Source organism: Aquipuribacter nitratireducens, from assembly GCF_037860835.1.
In the GTDB taxonomy this organism is placed as follows: domain Bacteria; phylum Actinomycetota; class Actinomycetes; order Actinomycetales; family JBBAYJ01; genus Aquipuribacter; species Aquipuribacter nitratireducens.
Genome location: NZ_JBBEOG010000013.1, coordinates 1 through 18647 on the forward strand (window position 1 = coordinate 1; position 18647 = coordinate 18647).

At 77.1% G+C, this 18647-nt stretch carries 16 protein-coding genes; 13 read left to right on the forward strand and 3 right to left on the reverse strand.

The features are described 5' to 3' along the window. Positions 1–693: 693 nt before the first annotated feature. Positions 694–1431 (forward strand): tetratricopeptide repeat protein, encoded by a 738-nt coding sequence (locus tag WAB14_RS17355; protein WP_340271598.1) that lies wholly within the window; start codon positions 694–696, stop codon positions 1429–1431. 4 nt (positions 1432–1435) lie between these two features. On the opposite strand, the gene WAB14_RS17360 is transcribed toward WAB14_RS17355, so the two are convergent. Next, positions 1436–2485, reverse strand: a complete 1050-nt coding sequence (locus WAB14_RS17360) for a DUF1015 family protein (RefSeq protein ID WP_340271599.1) — start codon at positions 2483–2485, stop codon at positions 1436–1438. Between the two features lie 56 nt (positions 2486–2541). On the opposite strand from WAB14_RS17360, the gene WAB14_RS17365 reads away from it, so the two are divergent. The 12 genes from WAB14_RS17365 to aspS all read left to right on the forward strand — a co-directional run bounded on the left by WAB14_RS17365 (position 2542) and on the right by aspS (position 15576). Next, complete coding sequence (locus tag WAB14_RS17365; RefSeq protein WP_340271600.1) at positions 2542–3000, forward strand: tetratricopeptide repeat protein; 459 nt, start codon at positions 2542–2544, stop codon at positions 2998–3000. Beyond that, complete coding sequence (locus tag WAB14_RS17370; RefSeq protein WP_340271601.1) at positions 2997–3926, forward strand: HAD-IIA family hydrolase; 930 nt, start codon at positions 2997–2999, stop codon at positions 3924–3926. Before WAB14_RS17365 ends, WAB14_RS17370 begins: the two co-directional genes overlap by 4 nt. A 68-nt stretch (positions 3927–3994) precedes the next feature. Further along, positions 3995–4165 (forward strand): hypothetical protein, encoded by a 171-nt coding sequence (locus WAB14_RS17375; protein ID WP_340271602.1) that lies wholly within the window; start codon positions 3995–3997, stop codon positions 4163–4165. After that, positions 4162–5007 carry a TlyA family RNA methyltransferase gene (locus WAB14_RS17380; RefSeq protein WP_340271603.1) on the forward strand — a complete coding sequence of 282 codons (846 nt, stop codon included), beginning with the start codon at positions 4162–4164 and terminating at the stop codon, positions 5005–5007. Before WAB14_RS17375 ends, WAB14_RS17380 begins: the two co-directional genes overlap by 4 nt. Beyond that, positions 5004–5984, forward strand: a complete 981-nt coding sequence (locus tag WAB14_RS17385; protein ID WP_340271604.1) for an NAD kinase — start codon at positions 5004–5006, stop codon at positions 5982–5984. The genes WAB14_RS17380 and WAB14_RS17385 overlap by 4 nt, the downstream gene beginning before the upstream one ends. Continuing rightward, on the forward strand, positions 5981–7684 hold the full coding sequence (gene recN / locus WAB14_RS17390; RefSeq protein WP_340271605.1) for a DNA repair protein RecN: 1704 nt from the start codon (positions 5981–5983) through the stop codon (positions 7682–7684). Before WAB14_RS17385 ends, recN begins: the two co-directional genes overlap by 4 nt. Positions 7685–7739: 55 nt before the next feature. Further along, positions 7740–8996, forward strand: a complete 1257-nt coding sequence (gene steA / locus WAB14_RS17395) for a putative cytokinetic ring protein SteA (protein WP_340271606.1) — start codon at positions 7740–7742, stop codon at positions 8994–8996. A gap of 3 nt (positions 8997–8999) precedes the next feature. Then, on the forward strand, positions 9000–9998 hold the full coding sequence (locus tag WAB14_RS17400) for a copper transporter (RefSeq protein ID WP_340271607.1): 999 nt from the start codon (positions 9000–9002) through the stop codon (positions 9996–9998). A gap of 47 nt (positions 9999–10045) precedes the next feature. Beyond that, positions 10046–11263: a glycosyltransferase family 4 protein gene (locus WAB14_RS17405; RefSeq protein ID WP_340271608.1), complete on the forward strand. Its 1218-nt coding sequence runs from the start codon at positions 10046–10048 to the stop codon at positions 11261–11263. A 54-nt stretch (positions 11264–11317) separates the two neighbouring features. Continuing rightward, entirely contained in the window at positions 11318–13009 is a 1692-nt protein-coding gene (locus WAB14_RS17410) for a CTP synthase (RefSeq protein WP_340271609.1), read from the forward strand. A 1-nt stretch (position 13010) separates the two neighbouring features. Next, a complete protein-coding gene (locus tag WAB14_RS17415) occupies positions 13011–13706 on the forward strand; it encodes an NUDIX domain-containing protein (protein WP_340271610.1) in 696 nt (231 codons plus the stop codon). 52 nt (positions 13707–13758) lie between these two features. After that, positions 13759–15576: an aspartate--tRNA ligase gene (gene aspS / locus WAB14_RS17420; RefSeq protein ID WP_340271611.1), complete on the forward strand. Its 1818-nt coding sequence runs from the start codon at positions 13759–13761 to the stop codon at positions 15574–15576. Between the two features lie 25 nt (positions 15577–15601). Here aspS and WAB14_RS17425 read toward each other — a convergent pair whose 3' ends face one another. Beyond that, complete coding sequence (locus WAB14_RS17425) at positions 15602–16384, reverse strand: GNAT family N-acetyltransferase (protein WP_340271612.1); 783 nt, start codon at positions 16382–16384, stop codon at positions 15602–15604. After that, positions 16381–18639 (reverse strand): MMPL family transporter, encoded by a 2259-nt coding sequence (locus WAB14_RS17430; RefSeq protein WP_340271613.1) that lies wholly within the window; start codon positions 18637–18639, stop codon positions 16381–16383. The genes WAB14_RS17425 and WAB14_RS17430 overlap by 4 nt, the downstream gene beginning before the upstream one ends. Positions 18640–18647 lie beyond the last annotated feature (8 nt).

The window sequence follows — 18647 nt, forward strand, 5'->3', positions numbered from 1 at the left end:
AGAGTAGGACACCGCCGGACACACTTCACACAGAGGCCGCCCCCCACGGGGGCGGCCTCTGTGCATTACACCCGAACACCACCACGCGTTGTCAGGAGCACCATGGACGAGCAGACACCCCGTCGCGACGACGACGACGCGCGTCGACCTCGACGGCAGTCGCGTCCGGACGGGCGGGGCTCGTCCGGTGGTGGCGCCCGACGCGAGGGAGCCAGGGGCGGGGACCGGCCTGCTCCTCGCGGCGGCGCCGGCGCCTCACGGCGGGACGGTGGACGCAGCAGCGGTGGGTCCGGGACCGGTCGGTCCTGGACCGGCGGTCGCGACGACCGGCCGGGCGGCCAGGGTCGCTCGGGTGGTCCGGGTCGCTCGGGTGGTCCGGGTCGCGCGGGTGGTCCGGGTCGTCCCGATCGTCCGGGTCGGCCCGATCGGCCGGGTCGTCCGGACGGCCCAGGTGCCTCGCGGGGCTCGCGTCCTGAGCGGGACGGCGGCGACCGCCGACCGTCCGGTCCCGGCGCGCGAGACCGTTCGCGCGACGACGTGGCTCGTGGCGGTGCGGGTGGTCGCGGACGTCCACCTCGTGGTGGCGGCCGTCCGCCTCTCGACGACCAGCGTCCTCGACGGCCCCAGCGAGGCCCGCGGCCCGAGAGGGCGGACGGGTCGGCGGCCGAGCGCCCCGAGCGGCCGGGTCCGCCCGTGCCGCAGGCGCCGCCCGTCCCGGGCTGGGCGCAGGCGGACGCCCTCGACCGGCACGTCGTGCGGGAGTTCGAGTCGCTCGGGGAGCGGCGCAGCGAGGAGATCGCGCGGCGGCTCGTCGCCGCGTACGTCCTCGCCGACGAGGGGGAGACCGAGGAGGCCCTGGCGCACGCGGCCGTCGTCCGTGTGCTCGGGTCACGGCTGGCCGCGGCACGCGAGGCCGTCGGCATCGTCGCGTACCGCTGCGGTGCGTACGAGGACGCCCTGAAGGACCTCAAGGCGGCGCGCCGGATCAGCGGCCGGTGGGACGCCCTCCCGGTGATGGCGGACTGCGAGCGGGGGCTCGGCCGTCCGGAGCGTGCGCTCGAGCTCGCGGCGACCCCGGAGGCGGCTCGCCTCGACCGCGCGGGGCGGGTCGAGATGCTGCTCGTCGCCGCCGGCGCGCGCCAGGACCTCGGACAGCCCGACGCCGCCGTCCTCACCCTCCAGGTGCCCGAGCTGCGCGCGACGTCCGACGCGGAGTGGCACCAGCGGCTCCTCGCGGGCTACGCGGCCGCCCTCGACGCGGCCGGCCGGTCGGGCGAGGCGGCGGCCTGGCACGAGAGGGCCGCCTCCCACCCGGCGGCGCCGAGGGTCCCCTCCGAGGACGACGCGGACATCGTCGACCTCGACCCCGCCGCCGACGACGAGCGGCCGGTCGACGGCGACGCCGCCCCGGAGCAGACCGGGCGCGGGTGAGCGCTCAGCCGGTGGCCTCGTGCCAGCCGTGCTCGGCGTACCAGGCCGGCAACGGCCGCACGAGCACCCCCGAGGGCAGCTTGGGCTCGAACGCCGTGGCCTTGTAGGGCAGCAGCGCCCCCCGCTCGGCCGTCTCGAGCACCGCGTCGAGCGACGGCGGCGGCAGGAGAACGGCCACCGCGCCGTGGCGGGCGGCCGTCGTGGCCGCCACGGCGGACGGCTCACGGCGCGTGCGGGTGCGCTCGGCGTCGTCGAGCACGTGCTCGACGAGGCTCGTGACGTCACCCGCCGGGTGGCCGGGCCACGTCACGTGCCACTCGACCTCCCCGTGGACGACCTGCACCGCGCCCTCGTGCGGCGCGCTGCCGCGTCCCACCACGCCGCCCGCACGACGGCACCGCCCCAGCAGCGTGTCGAGGGCGTCGCCGGGCAGCTGTTCCCGCCCGTCCTCATCGAGCAGCACACGGTGGACCGGACCCAACCGGAACGGCGTGCGGTCGGCGTCGACGACGAGGCCCGTGACGTGCGTCGTCACCCCCTGGGCGGCGAGCGCCACCGAGGCGGCGAGCCGGTGGTGCCCGTCGGCGACGAGCAGGCGGGCCGCCCCCAGCGCCGCGAGGACCGCATCGACCCGGTCACCGGCGACCTGCTCCACCTCGACGTCGTGCCCGCTCTCGGTGTGGCGCCACAGCGGTACCGCCGAGGCGTCGACCAGGTCGGGGACGACCCCGCGGCCCCGGTGGGTGAGCAGGAGCGGGTCGCGGTCGACGTGGGCGCTGCGCAGGGCGCGCACCCGGCGGCGCACGGCCCGCTCGTCCGTCCGCTCGTGCGGCAGCAGCCCGCTACCGGCCGGCGGGTCCGCCACGAGGAAGCGGGCCGCCACCCCCACGACCTCGCCCGCCTCCCCGCGCACCCGCAGCCGGAAGAGCGCGGGCGGCGACACGAGGTCGCGGCCGACCGCCGACCAGCCGTTGTCCAGCAGGAGGTGACGGCGCGGGTCGTGGGCGGGACGGACCAACCGGAGCGGCGAGACCCCCGCCGTTCCGGTGATCATGCCGGGCATCGTACGGTCCCGTGACGGGTACCACGCACCGAGCAGGAGGTGAGTCGATGGACGACCCGCGCGACACGACCGGCCCCGGACCCGGGGGCGGCACCCCCCAGGCGGGCCGCCCGGCCGGCGGGACGTACGAGTGGTTGAGCCGGGGCCGGGAGCTGCTCGCGGCCGGTGACGCCCAGGCGGCGGCCACGGTGCTGCGTCACGCCCACGAGGACGAGCCGGGCTCGCCCGACGTCCTGGAGACCCTCGCGCGGGCGGAGTTCGAGAGCGGCCGCTTCGAGGAGGCGCGCCGCCTGTTCGCCGCGCTCGTGGAGCGAGAGCCCGACTCCGACTATGCCCGCTTCGGGCTCGGAGCGAGTCTCGTCCGCCTCGCCCGCGCCCGCGAGGCCGAGCCGCACCTCGCGCTCGCAGCCGCGATGCGGCCCGATCGCAGCGAGTACGTCGGCCTCCTCCAGCGCGCCCGCGCGTCCCTGGGGCGGGACCGGCCCGACGCGGGGCGGCCCACGTGACGGGACCGCTCGACGGCACCCTGATGGGCCGCCACGACGCCCTGCTCCTCGACCTCGACGGCGTCGTCTACGAGGACGACCACCCGGTGGCGGGAGCGGTCGCGGCCATCGAGGCGGTGCGGGCCGCGGGCGTCCCCGTGCGTTTCGTGACGAACAACGCCTCCCGCACCCCCGCGCAGGTGGCCGACCGGCTGCGCCGGCTCGGGGTGCCGGCGGAGCCGGAGGAGGTCCTCGGCTCGGCGCAGGCGGCGGCGCACCTGCTCGCCGGGCGCGACGACGTCCCCGACGGCGCGAGCGTCGGGGTCGTGGGGGGCGAGGGACTCCTCGCGGCCCTCCGCGACGTCGGCCTCGACCCTGCTCTTGCCCGCGACCTCGACGCGGCGCCGTCGGCGCTCGTCCAGGGCTTCAGCCCGGACCTCGGCTGGCTCGACCTCGCGGCCGGCACCCGCTGGGTGCGCGAGGGCGTGCTGTGGGTCGCGACGAACCTCGACCTCACGTACCCCTCGTCGCTCGGCATCGCGCCCGGCAACGGCCTCATGGTCCACGCGGTCGCCACCGCGGCCGGGCGTCGGCCCGACGCGGTCGCCGGCAAGCCGCTGCCCCACCTGTTCCGGACGGCGGCGGAGGCCGCGGCTGCGCGCTCTCCGCTGGTCGTCGGGGACCGGCTCGACACCGACCTGGCAGGGGCGGTGGCGGCCGGACACACCGGTGCACTCGTCCTCACCGGCGTCCACGGCGTCGACGACGCGCTGGCGGCAGAGGTCGACGAGCGCCCTCACGTTCTGCTGCGCGACCTCGGCGAGCTCGTCGACCCGGCGGCCCTCGCCCGCGTCGACGAGCGCACCGCCGTCCTGCGCCAGGCGTGGGCGGACAGCGGCGCCACGCCGGAGGCGCGGGAGAGGCTCGACCGGTCCCTGGGGACGTGAGCGCGGCGCGTCCACAGGCGGCGGGTCGGCGGGCGGCGTCGTCGGCCGCGGCGGGTACCGTCACCGTCATGGATCTGGAACCGGCCGGCCCGGCGACGGACCCGACGGACCCGCCGGGTCCGGAGGACCTCGACGGCCTCACCGCCGCCGTCGCGCGGCTCGAGGGGGAGGCCGACGCGCTCGATGCCCGGCTCGACGCCGCCGCCCGGCCCGGGGCGTCCGGCGCCCCCACGGCGTGAGGCGACGGCTGGACGCCGAGCTCGTGCGACGCGGGCTGGCCCGCAGCCGGGAGCACGCCGCCGAGCTCGTCGCCGCGGGGCGCGTCAGCGTCGGGGGCCGTCCCGCCGTCAAGGCGGCCACGCAGGTGGACGCCGCGGCGGCGGTGCTCGTGAGCGACCCCGGCCCGGCCGACTCCTGGGTCGGTCGCGGGGCCGGCAAGCTCGACGGTGCCCTCGACGCGCTCGCCGCCCGCGGCCTCGCTCCCGAGGTGCGGGGGCGCACGTGCCTCGACGCGGGCGCGAGCACCGGCGGCTTCACGCAGGTCCTGCTCGCCCGTGGCGCCGCGCTCGTCCACGCGGTCGACGTCGGCTACGGCCAGCTGGCGTGGTCGCTGCGCACCGACGACCGCGTCCGGGTCCACGAGCGCACGAACGTCCGGGACCTCGCGGCCGGGTCGCTCGAGCCCGTGCCGGACCTCGTCGTCGCGGACCTCTCCTTCATCTCCCTGCGCCTCGTGCTCCCCGCCCTCGTCGAGGCCACGGCGCCGGGGGCCGAGCACCTGCTCATGGTGAAGCCGCAGTTCGAGGCCGGCCGGGACCGCGTCGGTGCCGGCGGCGTCGTCCGCGACCCCGCCGTCCGTGAGGACACCGTCGTCGAGGTCTGCGCGGCAGCGGGGGCGCTCGGGCTGCGCACGGTCGCCGTCACCGCCAGCCCCCTGCCCGGCCCCGCCGGCAACGTCGAGTACTTCGTGCTCCTCCGCGGGGACACCGGCCACGCCGACGACCCCACCGACGTGCGCGGGCTCGTCCACGAGGCGGTCCTCGCCGGCCCGGCCGGCGCGAGCGAGGGAGCAGCCCGGTGACCCGCCCGACCTCCGCCCCCCGACACGTCCTCGTCATCGCGCACACCGGTCGCGAACGCGCCCTCCACGCCGTCGTCGCCGTCGTATCCGCCCTCGCCAGGGCCGGGGTCGACGTCGTCGTCGGGGAGGACCAGGCGCCCGTGCTCGACGCCGCCATGCGGGGCGCGGACGTCGTCGGGGGCTTCCGGGCCGTGCCCGTCGACGAGGTCGGGGCACCCGCGGCGGACGTCCTCCACTCCGTCGACCTCGTCCTCGTCCTCGGCGGGGACGGCACCATCCTGCGCGCCGCCGAGATCGTGCGCGGCACCCCGGCGCCGCTGCTCGGCGTCAACCTCGGTCACGTCGGCTTCCTCGCCGAGAGCGAGCTCGACGGCCTCGCCGACACCGTCGACCGGCTCGTCGCCGGCGACTACGAGGTCGAGGAGCGGATGACGGTCGACGTCACCGTCCTCGACAACGGCGACTGCGGCCCCTCGGGCGTCGGCCGGACCGTCGCCCGCACGTGGGCGCTCAACGAGGTCGCGGTCGAGAAGGCGAGCCGGCAGCGGATGCTCGAGATCGTCCTCGAGGTCGACGGCCGGCCCCTCACCCGCTTCGGCTGCGACGGCATCGTCACCGCGACCCCGACCGGCTCCACCGCGTACGCGTTCTCCGCCGGTGGGCCCGTCGTGTGGCCCGAGGTCGAGGCCATGCTCGTGGTGCCCCTGAGCGCGCACGCGCTGTTCGCCCGCCCCCTCCTGGTCGGTACCAGCAGCGTCGTCGCGGTCGAGACCGTCCCGGGCCTCGGCGGCGCCGGGGTCCTGTGGGCCGACGGGCGCCGCTCCTTCGAGCTGCCGGAGCAGGCCCGCGTGGAGGTCCGTCCCGGCGCTGTCCCGGTGCGGCTGGCCCGGCTGTCCGCCACCGGGTTCACCGAGCGCCTGGTCCAGCGCTTCCGGCTGCCGGTCAACGGCTGGCGCGGCCCCGGCGGTGCGACGTGATCGAGGAGCTGCGGATCCGCGACCTGGGGGTCATCGCGGACGCGACCCTGCCGCTCCACCCGGGCCTCAACGTCCTCACGGGCGAGACCGGCGCGGGCAAGACGATGGTCGTCACGGCGCTCGGCCTGCTCCTCGGGGCGCGCGCCGAGCCGGCGCTCGTGCGGGCCGGGGCGCGGGCCGCGACCGTCGAGGGGGTGCTCCGCGTCGAGGCGGGCAGCGACGCCGCCGTGGTCGCGGCCGAGGCGGGCGCCGAGGCCGAGGACGGCGCGCTGCTGCTGGCCCGGTCGGTGCCCGCGGACGGGCGCGCACGGGCCTGGGTCGGGGGTCGCGGTGTCCCGGTGTCCGTCCTCGGCGACGTCACCGGCACGCAGGTGACCGTCCACGGGCAGTCCGACCAGCTGCGGCTGCGTTCCGGCGCCCACCAGCGGGCGCTCCTCGACGAGTACGCCGGCGTCGACCACGCCGACCTCCTGCACCGCTACCGGGACGCCCACGCCGCCCTGCGGGCCGCCGAGCAGCACCTCGCCCAGGTCACCGCCGACGCCCGCGAGCGGGCGCAGGAGGCCGAGGTGCTGCGCCTCGGGCTCGCCGAGCTCGAGCGGGTGTCGCCGGTCACGGGCGAGGACGACGCGCTGCGCGAGGACTGGGCGCGCCTCGCCCACGCCGAGGAGCTGCGCAGCGCCGCCGCCGAGGCCCTCGCGGCGGTCGCAGGCGACGACGACGGCAGCACCCCGGGCGCCCAGGGCCTGCTCGCGCAGGCACGTGCGGCGCTCGACGCCGTCCGCGGCCACGACCCCGCCGCGGCCGGCCTCGCCGACCGGCTCGCGGAGCTCACCTACCTCACGACGGACCTCGGGACCGACCTCGCCGACTACGCGAGCGGGGTCGACGCCGACCCGGGACGCCTCGCCGAGGTCGAGGCCCGCCGCGCCGAGCTCGCCCCGCTGCTGCGCATGCACGGCGACCTCGACACCGCGGCGCGGTGGGCGGTGCAGGCCCGCGGCCGCCTCGACGAGCTCGACGACGAGGGCCGGCCGCAGCGCCTGCGGGAGCAGGTGGCCGAGCGGCGCGACGAACGCGACCGCTGCGCCGCCGAGCTCCGTGCCTCCCGCACCGCCGCGGCAGGGCGCCTCGGCGCGGCCGTTACCGCCGAGCTCGCGGCCCTCGCCCTGGCCCGCGCCCGGCTCGAGGTCGCGGTGACGGCGACCGAGCCGGGACCCGACGGGGCCGACGACGTCGCCTTCCTCCTCGCCGGCCACGGCGGGGCCGAGCCCCGGCCGCTGGCCCGCTCCGCGTCCGGAGGGGAGCTGTCGCGGGTCATGCTCGCCGTCGAGGTCGTGACCGGTGCCGAGAGCGCCCCCGGCACGTACGTCTTCGACGAGGTCGACTCCGGCGTCGGGGGCGCGGCCGCGGTCGAGGTGGGTCGTCGGCTCGCGCGGCTCGCCGTCGGCCGGCAGGTGGTCGTCGTCACGCACCTGCCGCAGGTGGCGGCCTTCGCCGACGCGCACCTCGTGGTCCGCAAGGACGACGCGGGTGAGGCCGGCACGGTCTCCGAGGTCCGTGCCGTCGCCGAGGCCGACCGCGTCCGGGAGGTCGCCCGCATGCTCGCCGGCATGGCGGGGTCGAGCACCGCCCTCGCCCACGCCGAGGAGCTCCTCGAGACCGCCGCCCGGCTGCGCGCCGCACCCGTCGCGGGCTGACTCCGCCCGGGCGTGGCAGCCCGACCGGCGGGCCCCGACGTGCCACCCTCACGACGTGGGGCTGCTCCGCGTCGCCGGTCGCCGGCCCCGGGTGGAGCCGCCCGGGACCGTGGGCCCCGCGCGCGTGCTGCGCGACGGAGCCCGCAGCGCCCGCCGGGTCCGTCCCGGCGACGTCGTCGTCCTCGACGCACCCGACCTCGACGCCGCCACGGCCGAGGAGCTCCTGCGACGCCGGCCCGCGGCCGTCCTCAACGCGGCCGCGAGCTCGACCGGCCGGCAGCCGACGCTCGGGCCCCGGCTCCTCGTCGACGCCGCGGTGCCCCTCGTCGACGAGCTCGGCCCCGGCCTGCTGCTCGCGGTGCGCGACGGCGACCGCGTGCACGTCGACGGTGGCTGCGTCCGGGTCGGTGCCGGTCGCCGCGGCCGGGGTGACGACGCGCCTCCCCTCGTCGGGCGGCAGCAGGACGACGTGGGCGTCGAGCTCGCGTACGAGCACGCCCGCCGCGGCGTCGTCACGCGGCTCGAGGGGTTCGCGGCGGCCACCGCCGGGGTCCTCGACGCCGAGCGCGACCTCCTGCTCGAGGGCTACGGCCTGCCCGCCCTCCCGCTGCGGCTCGCAGGCAGGCCCGTCGTCGTCGTGGCGCAGGGCTACGGCTGGGCCGACGACCTACGGGCCCTGCGCCGTTTCCTCCTCGACCGCCGTCCGGTGCTCGTCGGCGTCGACGACGGCGCCGACGCGCTGCTCGCCGTCGGCCGGCGCCCCGACGTCGTCGTGACGGACGGGCGGCAGGCGTCCGACGAGGCGCTGACGTGCGGTGCCCACGTCGTCGCGCACGTGCCCCCCGACCACTGGGCGGAGGACGGGGTCGGGCCCGGCGGGGTGCCCGCCGCCCGGCGGGCCCCGGACGAGGACCCCCTCGAGCGGCTCACCGCCCTCGGGGTCGCTGCCGACGTCGTGCCGTGCGCCCTCACGAGCGAGGACCTCGCGGTGCTGCTCGCCCACCACCACGACGCGCGCACCATCGTCACCGCGGGCTCCCACGCCACCCTCGAGGAGCTGCTCGACCGGGGCCGCACCGGCGCCGCGAGCGCGTTCCTCGCGCGGCTGCGCGCCGGTGCCGCCGTCGTCGACGCGACCACCGCCGCCGACCTCCACCAACCACGGGTCTCGTGGGGGCTCGTCGTCCTCCTCGTCCTCGCCGGCGTCGCCGCCCTCGCCGCCGCGGTCGCCGCCACCCCGTGGGGGCAGGAGCAGCTGGGCGACGCCGCCACGTCCCTCACCGCCCTCCTGCCCCGGGCGCCGGGGGGCTGAGCGGTGGCGGACCTGCGCTACCACGTCGTGTCCCTGGCCGCGGTGCTCCTCGCCATGGCGGTCGGCGTGACGCTGGGAGCCGGTCCGCTCCGCGACCCGGTCGGTGCCGTCGCCTCCAGCGGCGTCCTCGAGCAGAGGCTCGAGCGCGCCGAGGCCGAGCGGGAGGGGGCACGGGCGGACGTGGCCGCGCTCGACACCGCCTCGGCCCGGCTGGCGGAGCACACGGCGACCGACGGCGTGGGCGTCCTCCACGAGGAGGCGGTCGCGCTCCTCGTGCTGCCGGGCACACCCGCCTCCCAGGTGGCGCGGGTCGCGCGGGCCCTCCAGGACGCCGGCGCCGCCGAGGTGCCCTCGGTGCGCCTCACCCGCGGCTGGGTCGCCGCGGACGGGACGGCGGACCGGGCCGCGCTCGCCGCGCGGGTCCAGCCACTACTCGTCGACCCCGACGACACCCGGCCCGGCGGTGACACGACGCTGCTCGCGGAGGGGCTCGCGGACGTCCTCACGGCGGCGGCGGCGGCCCCGGCGGGGACCGGGACGGACGCGCGCGTGGTCGCGGGGCTGCTCGCGACCTCCGGTCTCCTCGAGGGCGACGAGGCGCTCGAGCCCGCCGCGGCCGTCGCCGTCGTGGTCGTCGCCCCCGGACCCCCACCCCGTGGCTCCCGGGCCACCGGAGCGGCCGCCGACGACCCCGGCGCCTGGGTCGACGTCGTCCGGGGTCTCGCCGGGCGGCTGCCCGTGGTCGCGGTGGAGGACGCCGCACCGGTCGCGGCGAGCGGGCGTGCGGCCCGTCCCGGCGTGGTGGCGGCGGTGCGGGCGCAGCTCGGCGCCGCCGCCTCCGGGGCCGGGTGGGCTGCGCGCACCAGCACCGTCGACCACCTCGCGACCGACTCGGGGTCGTGGGCGACCGTGCTCGCGGTGGCCGCCTCCGCCGACGGCGGGCAGGGTGACTACGGTCTGCTCGACACCGCCGCGGACGGGCCGCTGCCCCACCCGGGCTGACGTCCCCAGGGTGCGCCACCGGTCCGCCGCCTGGAGGAGGACCGCACATGGACCGGCACGCGACAGGTGCCGACACGACCGACCCGACGCCCGACCGGGTGCCTGCCGAGGCCGACGTGCATCGTGTCGTCGTGGTCCTCTCGTCACCGACGAAGACCGTCCGCACCCACGTGCGCGGCCTCGTCGTCCGGCTGCTCGACGCCGGCGTCGACGTGCGGCTCGCCGCCCCGAGGGCCGTCCTCGCCTCCTTCGGGGACCTCGTCGACGTCACGGCACGCGGCACCGTCCTCGCCCTCGGCGAGGAGACCCGGCCGGCGCACGACCTCGTCGCCGCGACGACGCTGCGCCGGCTGCTGCGCGGGCACCGGACCGAGGTCGTCCACGCCCACGGCTTCCGGGCCGCCGCCGTCGCGGCGCTCGCGGTGCGGCTGCTCCCGCGCCGGCCCGGTCTCGTCACGACGTGGCACGCCCTGCCGTACCCCGAGACGGCGACCCGCCTCGTCGTGACGTGGGGCGAGCGGGTCGTCGCCCGCACGAGCGACGTCACGCTGTGCGCCAGCCGGGACCTGCTCGCGCGGGCGGTGGCGGTCGGGGCGCGACGGGCGCGGACGACCCCGGTCGCCCCGCCCGACGTGCCGGCACCGGCGGAACCCCGCCCCGTCCTGCGGGCGCGACTCGCGCGCGACCTCGGCATCCGGGCGGACGTGCCGTGGGTCCTCACGGTCGGGCGCATCGTCCCGGAGAAGAACCACGACATGCTGATGGCCGCGGCCGAGCGCTGGCGCGGGCTGCACCCGCAGCCGGAGGTCCTCGTCGTCGGGGTGGGGTCCGCGCCCGCCGTCCAGCGGCTGCGACGGCACATCCGCGACCGGGGCCTGCGGGTGCGGCTCCTCGGCGCACGGGACGACATCGCCGACCTGCTGCACGCCGCCGACGTGTTCGTCCTCACCTCGCGCTGGGAGGCGCCGGCGCTGTCCGTGCAGGAGGCGATGCGCGCCGGCCTGCCGGTCGTGGCGACCGCGGTGGGGGGCGTCCCGGACCTGCTCGCGGGCACCGGCGTGCTCGTGCCCCTCGACGACCGCGAGGCCTTCGCCGTCGAGGTCGCCCTCCTGCTCTCCGACCCCGAGCGCGCGGGGACGCTGGCGGCGGCGGCGCGTGCGCGCGCCCGCGACCTGCCGGGCGAGGCGGAGGTCGCCGCCGACGTGCTCGCCGCCTACGCGGAGGCCCGGCGGGCGCGAGGCGGCCGGCGGCACGCCGGTGGGTGAGCGACGTGGACGGGTTCGCGCGCGGCGTCCCCGCGGCTGTTAGCGTGGAGGTCCGTGGTGGAGCGCACGGTGACCCAGCAGGTGTTCGTCACAGGAGGCGTCGCCTCCTCCCTCGGGAAGGGCCTCACCGCCTCGAGCCTCGGCCGGCTCCTGCGGGCCCGTGGCCTGCGGGTCGTCATGCAGAAGCTCGACCCGTACCTCAACGTCGACCCCGGGACGATGAACCCGTTCCAGCACGGCGAGGTGTTCGTCACCGAGGACGGCGCCGAGACCGACCTCGACATCGGCCACTACGAGCGCTTCCTCGACACCGACCTCGACGCGACGTCGAACGTCACGACCGGGCAGGTGTACTCGACCGTCATCGCGAAGGAGCGGCGCGGGGAGTACCTCGGTGACACCGTGCAGGTCATCCCGCACATCACGGACGAGATCAAGGCGCGGATGCGGGCGAAGGCCGGGCCGGGCGTCGACGTCATCATCACCGAGGTCGGCGGCACCGTCGGCGACATCGAGTCGCTGCCGTTCCTCGAGGCCGCGCGGCAGGTCCGCCAGGACGTCGGGCGGGACAACGTGTTCTTCGTCCACGTCTCCCTCGTCCCGTTCATCGGCCCGTCGGGGGAGCAGAAGACGAAGCCCACCCAGCACTCCGTGGCGGCCCTGCGCAGCATCGGCATCCAGCCGGACGCCATCGTGTGCCGCGCCGACCGTGTCGTTCCCGACGGCGTCAAGCGGAAGATCGCGAACTCGTGCGACGTCGACGTCGAGGGGGTCGTCGCCGCCGTCGACGCGCCGTCGATCTACGACATCCCGAAGGTGCTCCACGCGGAGGGCCTCGACGCCTACGTCGTCCGCCGGCTCGGCCTGCCGTTCCGCGACGTCGACTGGACCCAGTGGGACGACCTGCTGCGCCGCGTCCACGACCCGGCGAACGACGTCGAGGTCGCCCTCGTCGGCAAGTACACCGACCTGCCGGACGCCTACCTGTCGGTGACGGAGGCGCTGCGGGCCGGCGGCTTCGCGAACGACGCCCGCGTGAGGTTGCGCTGGGTGCCCTCCGACGACTGCCGCTCGCCCGAGGGCGCCCAGCGCGCCCTGCACGGCGTCGACGCGGTGTGCGTGCCGGGCGGGTTCGGGGTCCGCGGTATCGAGGGCAAGCTCGGCGCCCTGCGCTGGGCGCGGGAGAACCGGGTCCCGACCCTCGGGCTGTGCCTGGGGCTGCAGAGCATGGTCATCGAGTACGCCCGCAGCGTCGTCGGCCTCGACGGCGCCAGCAGCTCGGAGTTCGACCCCGGCACGGCGCATCCCGTCATCGCGACGATGGCCGAGCAGGCCGACATCGTCGCGGGGGACGGCGACATGGGCGGCACGATGCGGCTCGGCTCCTACGAGGCGGCGCTCGCGACGGGTTCCGTCGTCGCCGGCGTGTACGGCGCGGCGACGTGCACCGAGCGCCACCGGCACCGCTACGAGGTCAACAACGCCTACCGGGAGCAGCTCGCCGAGGCGGGCCTGCGCTTCTCCGGGACCAGCCCCGACGGCCGTCTCGTCGAGTTCGTCGAGCTGCCCGCCGACGTCCACCCGTACTACGTCGGCACGCAGGCCCATCCCGAGTTCAAGTCCCGCCCGACCCGGGCGCACCCGCTGTTCGCGGGGCTCGTGGCCGCCGCGCTGCGCCGCCAGGCCGAGGAGCGGCTCGACCTCGAGCAGGTCCCGGCCGCGGCCGGCGTCCCGGCGGGGGCCTGAGGTGCCGGAGGACGTCTACCGCCCCCGTCCCGTCGTGCGCCGCGAGCGCCTGCACGACGGGATGAAGTGGGACGTCGTCCGCGACACCTTCACCTTCGACGACGCCGACGTCCGCCGCGAGTACCTCCTGCACCCCGGCGCGGTGTCGGTCCTCGCGATCGACGAGCAGGAGCGCGTGCTCCTGCTCTGCCAGTACCGCCACCCCGTCCGGCACGAGCTGTGGGAGCTGCCCGCGGGTCTCCTCGACGAGCCGGACGAGCCGCCGGTCGAGGCGGCGAGGCGGGAGCTGTGGGAGGAGGTCGACCTGCGCGCGGGCCGCTACGACGTCCTCGTCGACTTCTTCAACAGCCCCGGCGGCTCCGACGAGGCGCAGCGGGTGTTCCTCGCCCGCGACGTCGAGCTCGTGCCCGAGGGGGAGCGCTTCCACCGCACGGCGGAGGAGGCGGGGATCGTCACCGAGTGGTTCCCCCTCGACGACGTCGTCGCCGACGTGCTCGCCGGGCGGCTGCAGAACCCCGGTCTCGTCGTCGCCGTCCTCGCCGCCGACGCGGCCCGCCGCGCCGGCTGGCGGACGCTGCGCCCGGTCGACGCGCCGTGGCCCGCCCACCCGCGGTCGTGGCCGCAGCCCCGCACCGACGGGCCCGCCGACGGGCCCTCCGACGGGCCTCCCGGCGGCCCGGCGGACGCCGCCGGCTGAGCACCTAGACTCCCCGGAGCCCCGCACCCGTCCCGAGCAGGAGAGTCCCCGCGTGCTCCGCACCCACCCGGCCGGCGTCCTCGACGCCGCGCTGATCGACACCCCCGTCACCCTCGCCGGCTGGGTCGCCCGCCGGCGCGACCACGGCGGTGTCGCCTTCCTCGACCTGCGTGACGCCTCCGGTGTCGTCCAGGTCGTCGTCCGCGACGAGGTGCTCGAGGACTCCGGCGCCCACGACCTGCGCAACGAGTACTGCGTCCAGGTCGAGGGGGTCGTGCGGCGGCGACCCGAGGGCAACGAGAACCCGGCCCTGCCGACCGGCGAGGTCGAGGTCGACGTCCGCGCGCTCGAGGTCCTCAGCACCGCGGACCCCCTGCCGTTCCAGGTCGACGAGCACGTCGAGGTCGGCGAGGAGGCGCGGCTGCGCCACCGCTACCTCGACCTGCGCCGCCCCGCGCCGGCGGCCGCCATGCGCCTGCGTGCGAAGGTCAACCAGGCCGCCCGGCGGGTGCTCGACGAGCAGGGCTTCGTCGAGGTCGAGACGCCGACCCTCACCCGGTCCACGCCCGAGGGGGCCCGCGACTTCGTCGTGCCCGCCCGCCTGCAGCCCGGCTCGTTCTACGCGCTGCCGCAGAGCCCGCAGCTGTTCAAGCAGCTGCTCATGGTCGGCGGGCTCGAGCGGTACTACCAGATCGCCCGCTGCTACCGCGACGAGGACTTCCGCGCCGACCGGCAGCCGGAGTTCACCCAGCTCGACGTCGAGATGAGCTTCGTCGAGGAGGACGACGTCATCGCCGTCGCCGAGGACGTCCTCGCGTCGCTGTGGGCGCTCGTCGGGCACGAGCTGGTGACTCCCGTCCCGCGCATCACGTACGCGGAGGCGATGCGTCGCTACGGCACCGACAAGCCCGACCTGCGGTACGGGCTCGAGCTCGTCGACTGCACGGACTACTTCGCCGACACGCCTTTCCGGGTGTTCCAGCAGAAAGCGAGTGGCGGCTACGTCGGCGCGGTCGTCATGCCCGGCGGGGCCTCCCAGCCGCGCCGCACCCTCGACGGCTGGCAGGAGTGGGCGAAGCAGCGCGGCGCCAAGGGCCTCGCCTACGTCCTCGTCCAGGACGACGGGACCCTGGCCGGCCCCGTCGCGAAGAACCTCTCCGACGCCGAGCGCGACGGGCTCCTCGCCCACACCGGCGCCACCACCGGTGACTGCGTGTTCTTCGCCGCGGGCGTGCCGGGTGAGGCCCGGGCGCTGCTCGGGGCCGCCCGCGTCGAGATCGCCCGGCGCACCGGGCTCATCGAGGCCGCCGACGCCGCCGCCGGCGGCACGGCGTGGTCGTTCGTGTGGGTCGTCGACGCGCCCCTGTTCGAGCCCGCGGCCGCAGCGACCGCCGCCGGCGACGTCGCCGTCGGCGGTGGTGAGTGGACGGCCGTGCACCACGCCTTCACCTCCCCGAAGCCGGAGTGGCTCGACTCGTTCGACACCGACCCCGGCAACGCGCTCGCGTACGCCTACGACATCGTGTGCAACGGCAACGAGATCGGCGGCGGGTCGATCCGTATCCACCGCCGCGACGTCCAGGAGCGCGTCTTCGCGATGATGGGCATCGACGCGGCCCAGGCGCAGGAGAAGTTCGGTTTCCTCCTCGAGGCGTTCCGCTACGGCGCCCCGCCGCACGGTGGCATCGCGTTCGGCTGGGACCGGATCGTCATGCTGCTCGCGGGGGCGGACTCGCTGCGGGACGTCATCGCGTTCCCCAAGTCCGGTGGCGGCCAGGACCCGCTGACCGGTGCACCCGCACCCATCACCGCCCAGCAGCGCAAGGAGGCCGGGCTCGACGCGAAGCCGGCGCCGCCCGCCCCGGCCTGAGGCGACACCGGGCCCGCCGCGCACGTCAGGCGGGCGGGCCGCCGACGAAGTCGTGCGCGGGCCTGAAGCCGATCCGGGCGTACGTGCGTCGTGCGGCGTCGTTGCTCGCCCACAGCGCGAGGGTGACAGCGGGGGCGCGGCGCAGCAGGGAGCGGGTCATCGCCGCGGTGACCGCACCCGCGAGCCCCCGGCCCCGCACGGCGGGGCGCGTCGCGACGGCGGCGAGGTGCGGCACACCGGGGACGTGCTCCGTCACGGCGCCGCACGCCAGCAGCCTGCCGTCGTCCCCGCGGACGCCCGCCCAGCGCCGCGCCCACGGGTGGCCCGGCCGGACGAAGGCGTGCGGGCTCGCCTCGTCGAGCAGGCGGGCGACGTCGCTCCCGGGCGGGTCCCACGCCACCTGCTCCTCCCCGCGCACGGGCGGCAGCGGGCGCGTGGCGTGCTGCCACGCCCAGCCGAAGGTCCGGTCCGGGTCGAGGCCGAGCCCGCTCGCCCCGCCCGCGGCGACGGCGGCCGCGGCGGGCACCGTGAGGTCGGGCGCGGCGGTGGCGCGCCGCAGCGGTCCGGCGACCGCCGCGACCGCGTCCGGGTCCCCGGCGACGAGCAGCGCCCCGTCCTCCCAGTACGACATGGCGCCGACCCGCAGCGACCACCACGTGCCGCCGCCTGCGGTCCCGCAGCGCACCTCGCGGACCGCCGCCGGGTGCACGTGCCACCGCACGAACGCGTCGCCGCCCGACACCCGTACCGCGTCGACCCACGACCTGCCGACGACCCGACCCGGCGGGCCACCGCCCGCCCGGCTCACTCCGACACCCCGAACCGCTCGTGCAGCCGGCGCAGCGGACCCGGTGCCCACCAGTTCCACTCCCCGAGCAGCGTCATCGTCGCGGGGACGAGGAGGACCCGGACGAGGGTCGCGTCGATCGCGACGGCGACCGCCAGCGCGACGCCGGTCTGCTTGATGATGAGGAGCTCACCGGTGACGAAGCCGGCGAAGACGATGCAGATGATGAGCGCCGCGGACGTGATGATCCGCCCGCTGCGCTGCAGTCCGGCGGCGACGGCGGCGTCGTTGGCGAAGCCGGCGTCCCGCAGCTCCTTGATGCGGGCGAGGAGGAACACCTCGTAGTCCATCGCGAGCCCGAAGCCGAGCGCGAGCACGAGCGGCGGGATGAACACCTCGATGCCGCCGGTCGCGGTGAAGCCGAGGAGCTCGTCGCCGAACCCGTCCTGGAACACGAGGACGAGCACCCCGAAGCTCGCGCCGAGGGACAGCACGTTGAGCACGAGCGCCTTGGCCGGCACGAGCAGCGACCCGGTCATGAGGAACAGCAGGACGAACGTCGCGGTGACGACGACGGCGATCGCGAGCGGCGCCTGGTCGACGAGCGCGTCGGTGAAGTCGACGAGGTTGGCGGGCAGGCCCGTCACGTACGTCTCGCCCCCGTCGACGCCGACGGTCCGGACCGCCTCGACGGCGCCGCGGGCCTCACCGGACGCGACGTCGTCGACGTCGAGGACGACGGCCACTGCGGCGACCGCGTCGGCACTGCCGCTGCCCCCGGCGTCGAGCACCTCGGGCGGGCGGACCTCCGCGACCTCCGGCAGGTCCTCGAGCCCGGCGACGAGCTCGGCGAGCGCCGCCTCCTCGGTCGTCGTCGACACCACCGTGAGGTCGGGGGCACGCAGGGCGGGGAAGTCGGCGTCGAGGGTCTCGAACAGCACGCGCTGCTCCGCCCCCTCGGGCAGCAGCTCGACGCCCGAGGAGCGGAGCCGGATGTCGAGCGCCGGCACCGCGAGACCCGCCAGCAGCGCGACGACGCCGCCGACGACGACCCATGGGTGCGCCTGCGTCCACCCCGCCAGGCGCGAGAAGAACCCGACCGGCGGGGGGACGTCACCGAAGGCGCGGGTCAGCCGGCGCAGCCCCGGGACGCGCCGCAGCAGGCCCGGGCGCAGCAGCCGCGCCCCGCCGACGGCGAGCAGGCCGGGCACGAGGGTGAGGGCGACGAGCAGGGCGACCGCCACCACGCTGAGGCCCGCGGCGCCGACGGCGCGGAGGATGTCCGCCTCGAACAGCAGCAGCCCCGACAGCGACAGCGCGACGGTGATGCCGGAGAACATGACGGTCCGCCCCGCCGTCGACATCGTCCGGCGCAGGGCGTCGACCCGCTGCTCGCGCTCGCTGTGCCGGTGCCGCCGGCCGGGGACCTGCCGCTCCGCCGGCAGCTCGGCCACGGGCGTGCGGGCCTCCTCGCGGTACCGCGACACGATGAGGAGGCCGTAGTCGATCGACAGGCCGAGCCCGAGCACGGTGAGGACGCTGACGACGGAGGAGTCGACGTCGAGGGCGTAGGAGAACGCGAGCAGGCTCGCGAGGGCGCCGGCGATCGAGGCGACCGCCCCGACGATGGGGATGCCCGCGGCGAGGAAGCCGCCGAAGACGAACACCATGACCGCCAGCGACACCGGCAGCGCGACGAGCTCCCCGGTGCGGAGGTCCTCCTCCACCTGCTCGGTGACGGCCTCGACGAGCTGCTCGACGCCCCCGACCTCGCCCCTGGCGCCGGGGACCTCCGCGGTCGTGTCCGCGACGAGGGTCTCGAGCCGCTCGACGAGGGCCTCCGCGTCGGCCTCGCTCGCGGCGTCGGTGGGCGTGACGACGACCGCGAGGGACTCCCCGCCCGTCCCGACGAACGCCTGCCCGCGGGGGTCCTGCGGCCCGAAGACGTACGGGTCGACGACCGCGTCGACCCCGTCGAGGGCGAGGAGGTCCTCCCGCGCACCGCCGACGAGCTCGGCGACGGCCGGGTCGGCGGGGTCGACGCCCTCGAGCAGGGCCGTCACCGCGGGACCGGTGTCGGTGCGCTCGTCGAGCAGCCCCTGCGCGGTCCGGGAGTCCCCGGGCACCGTCGGCTCCCCGGAGGTGAGCCGGTCGAACAGCGACTCGTTGCCGAACGTCCCCGTCGCGAGCCCGAACCCGCCGACCGCGACGAGCAGCCACAGCAGCAGCGTCACCACGGGGTGGTGGCCGACGAGGCCGCCGAGACGTCCGAGCACGGCGATAG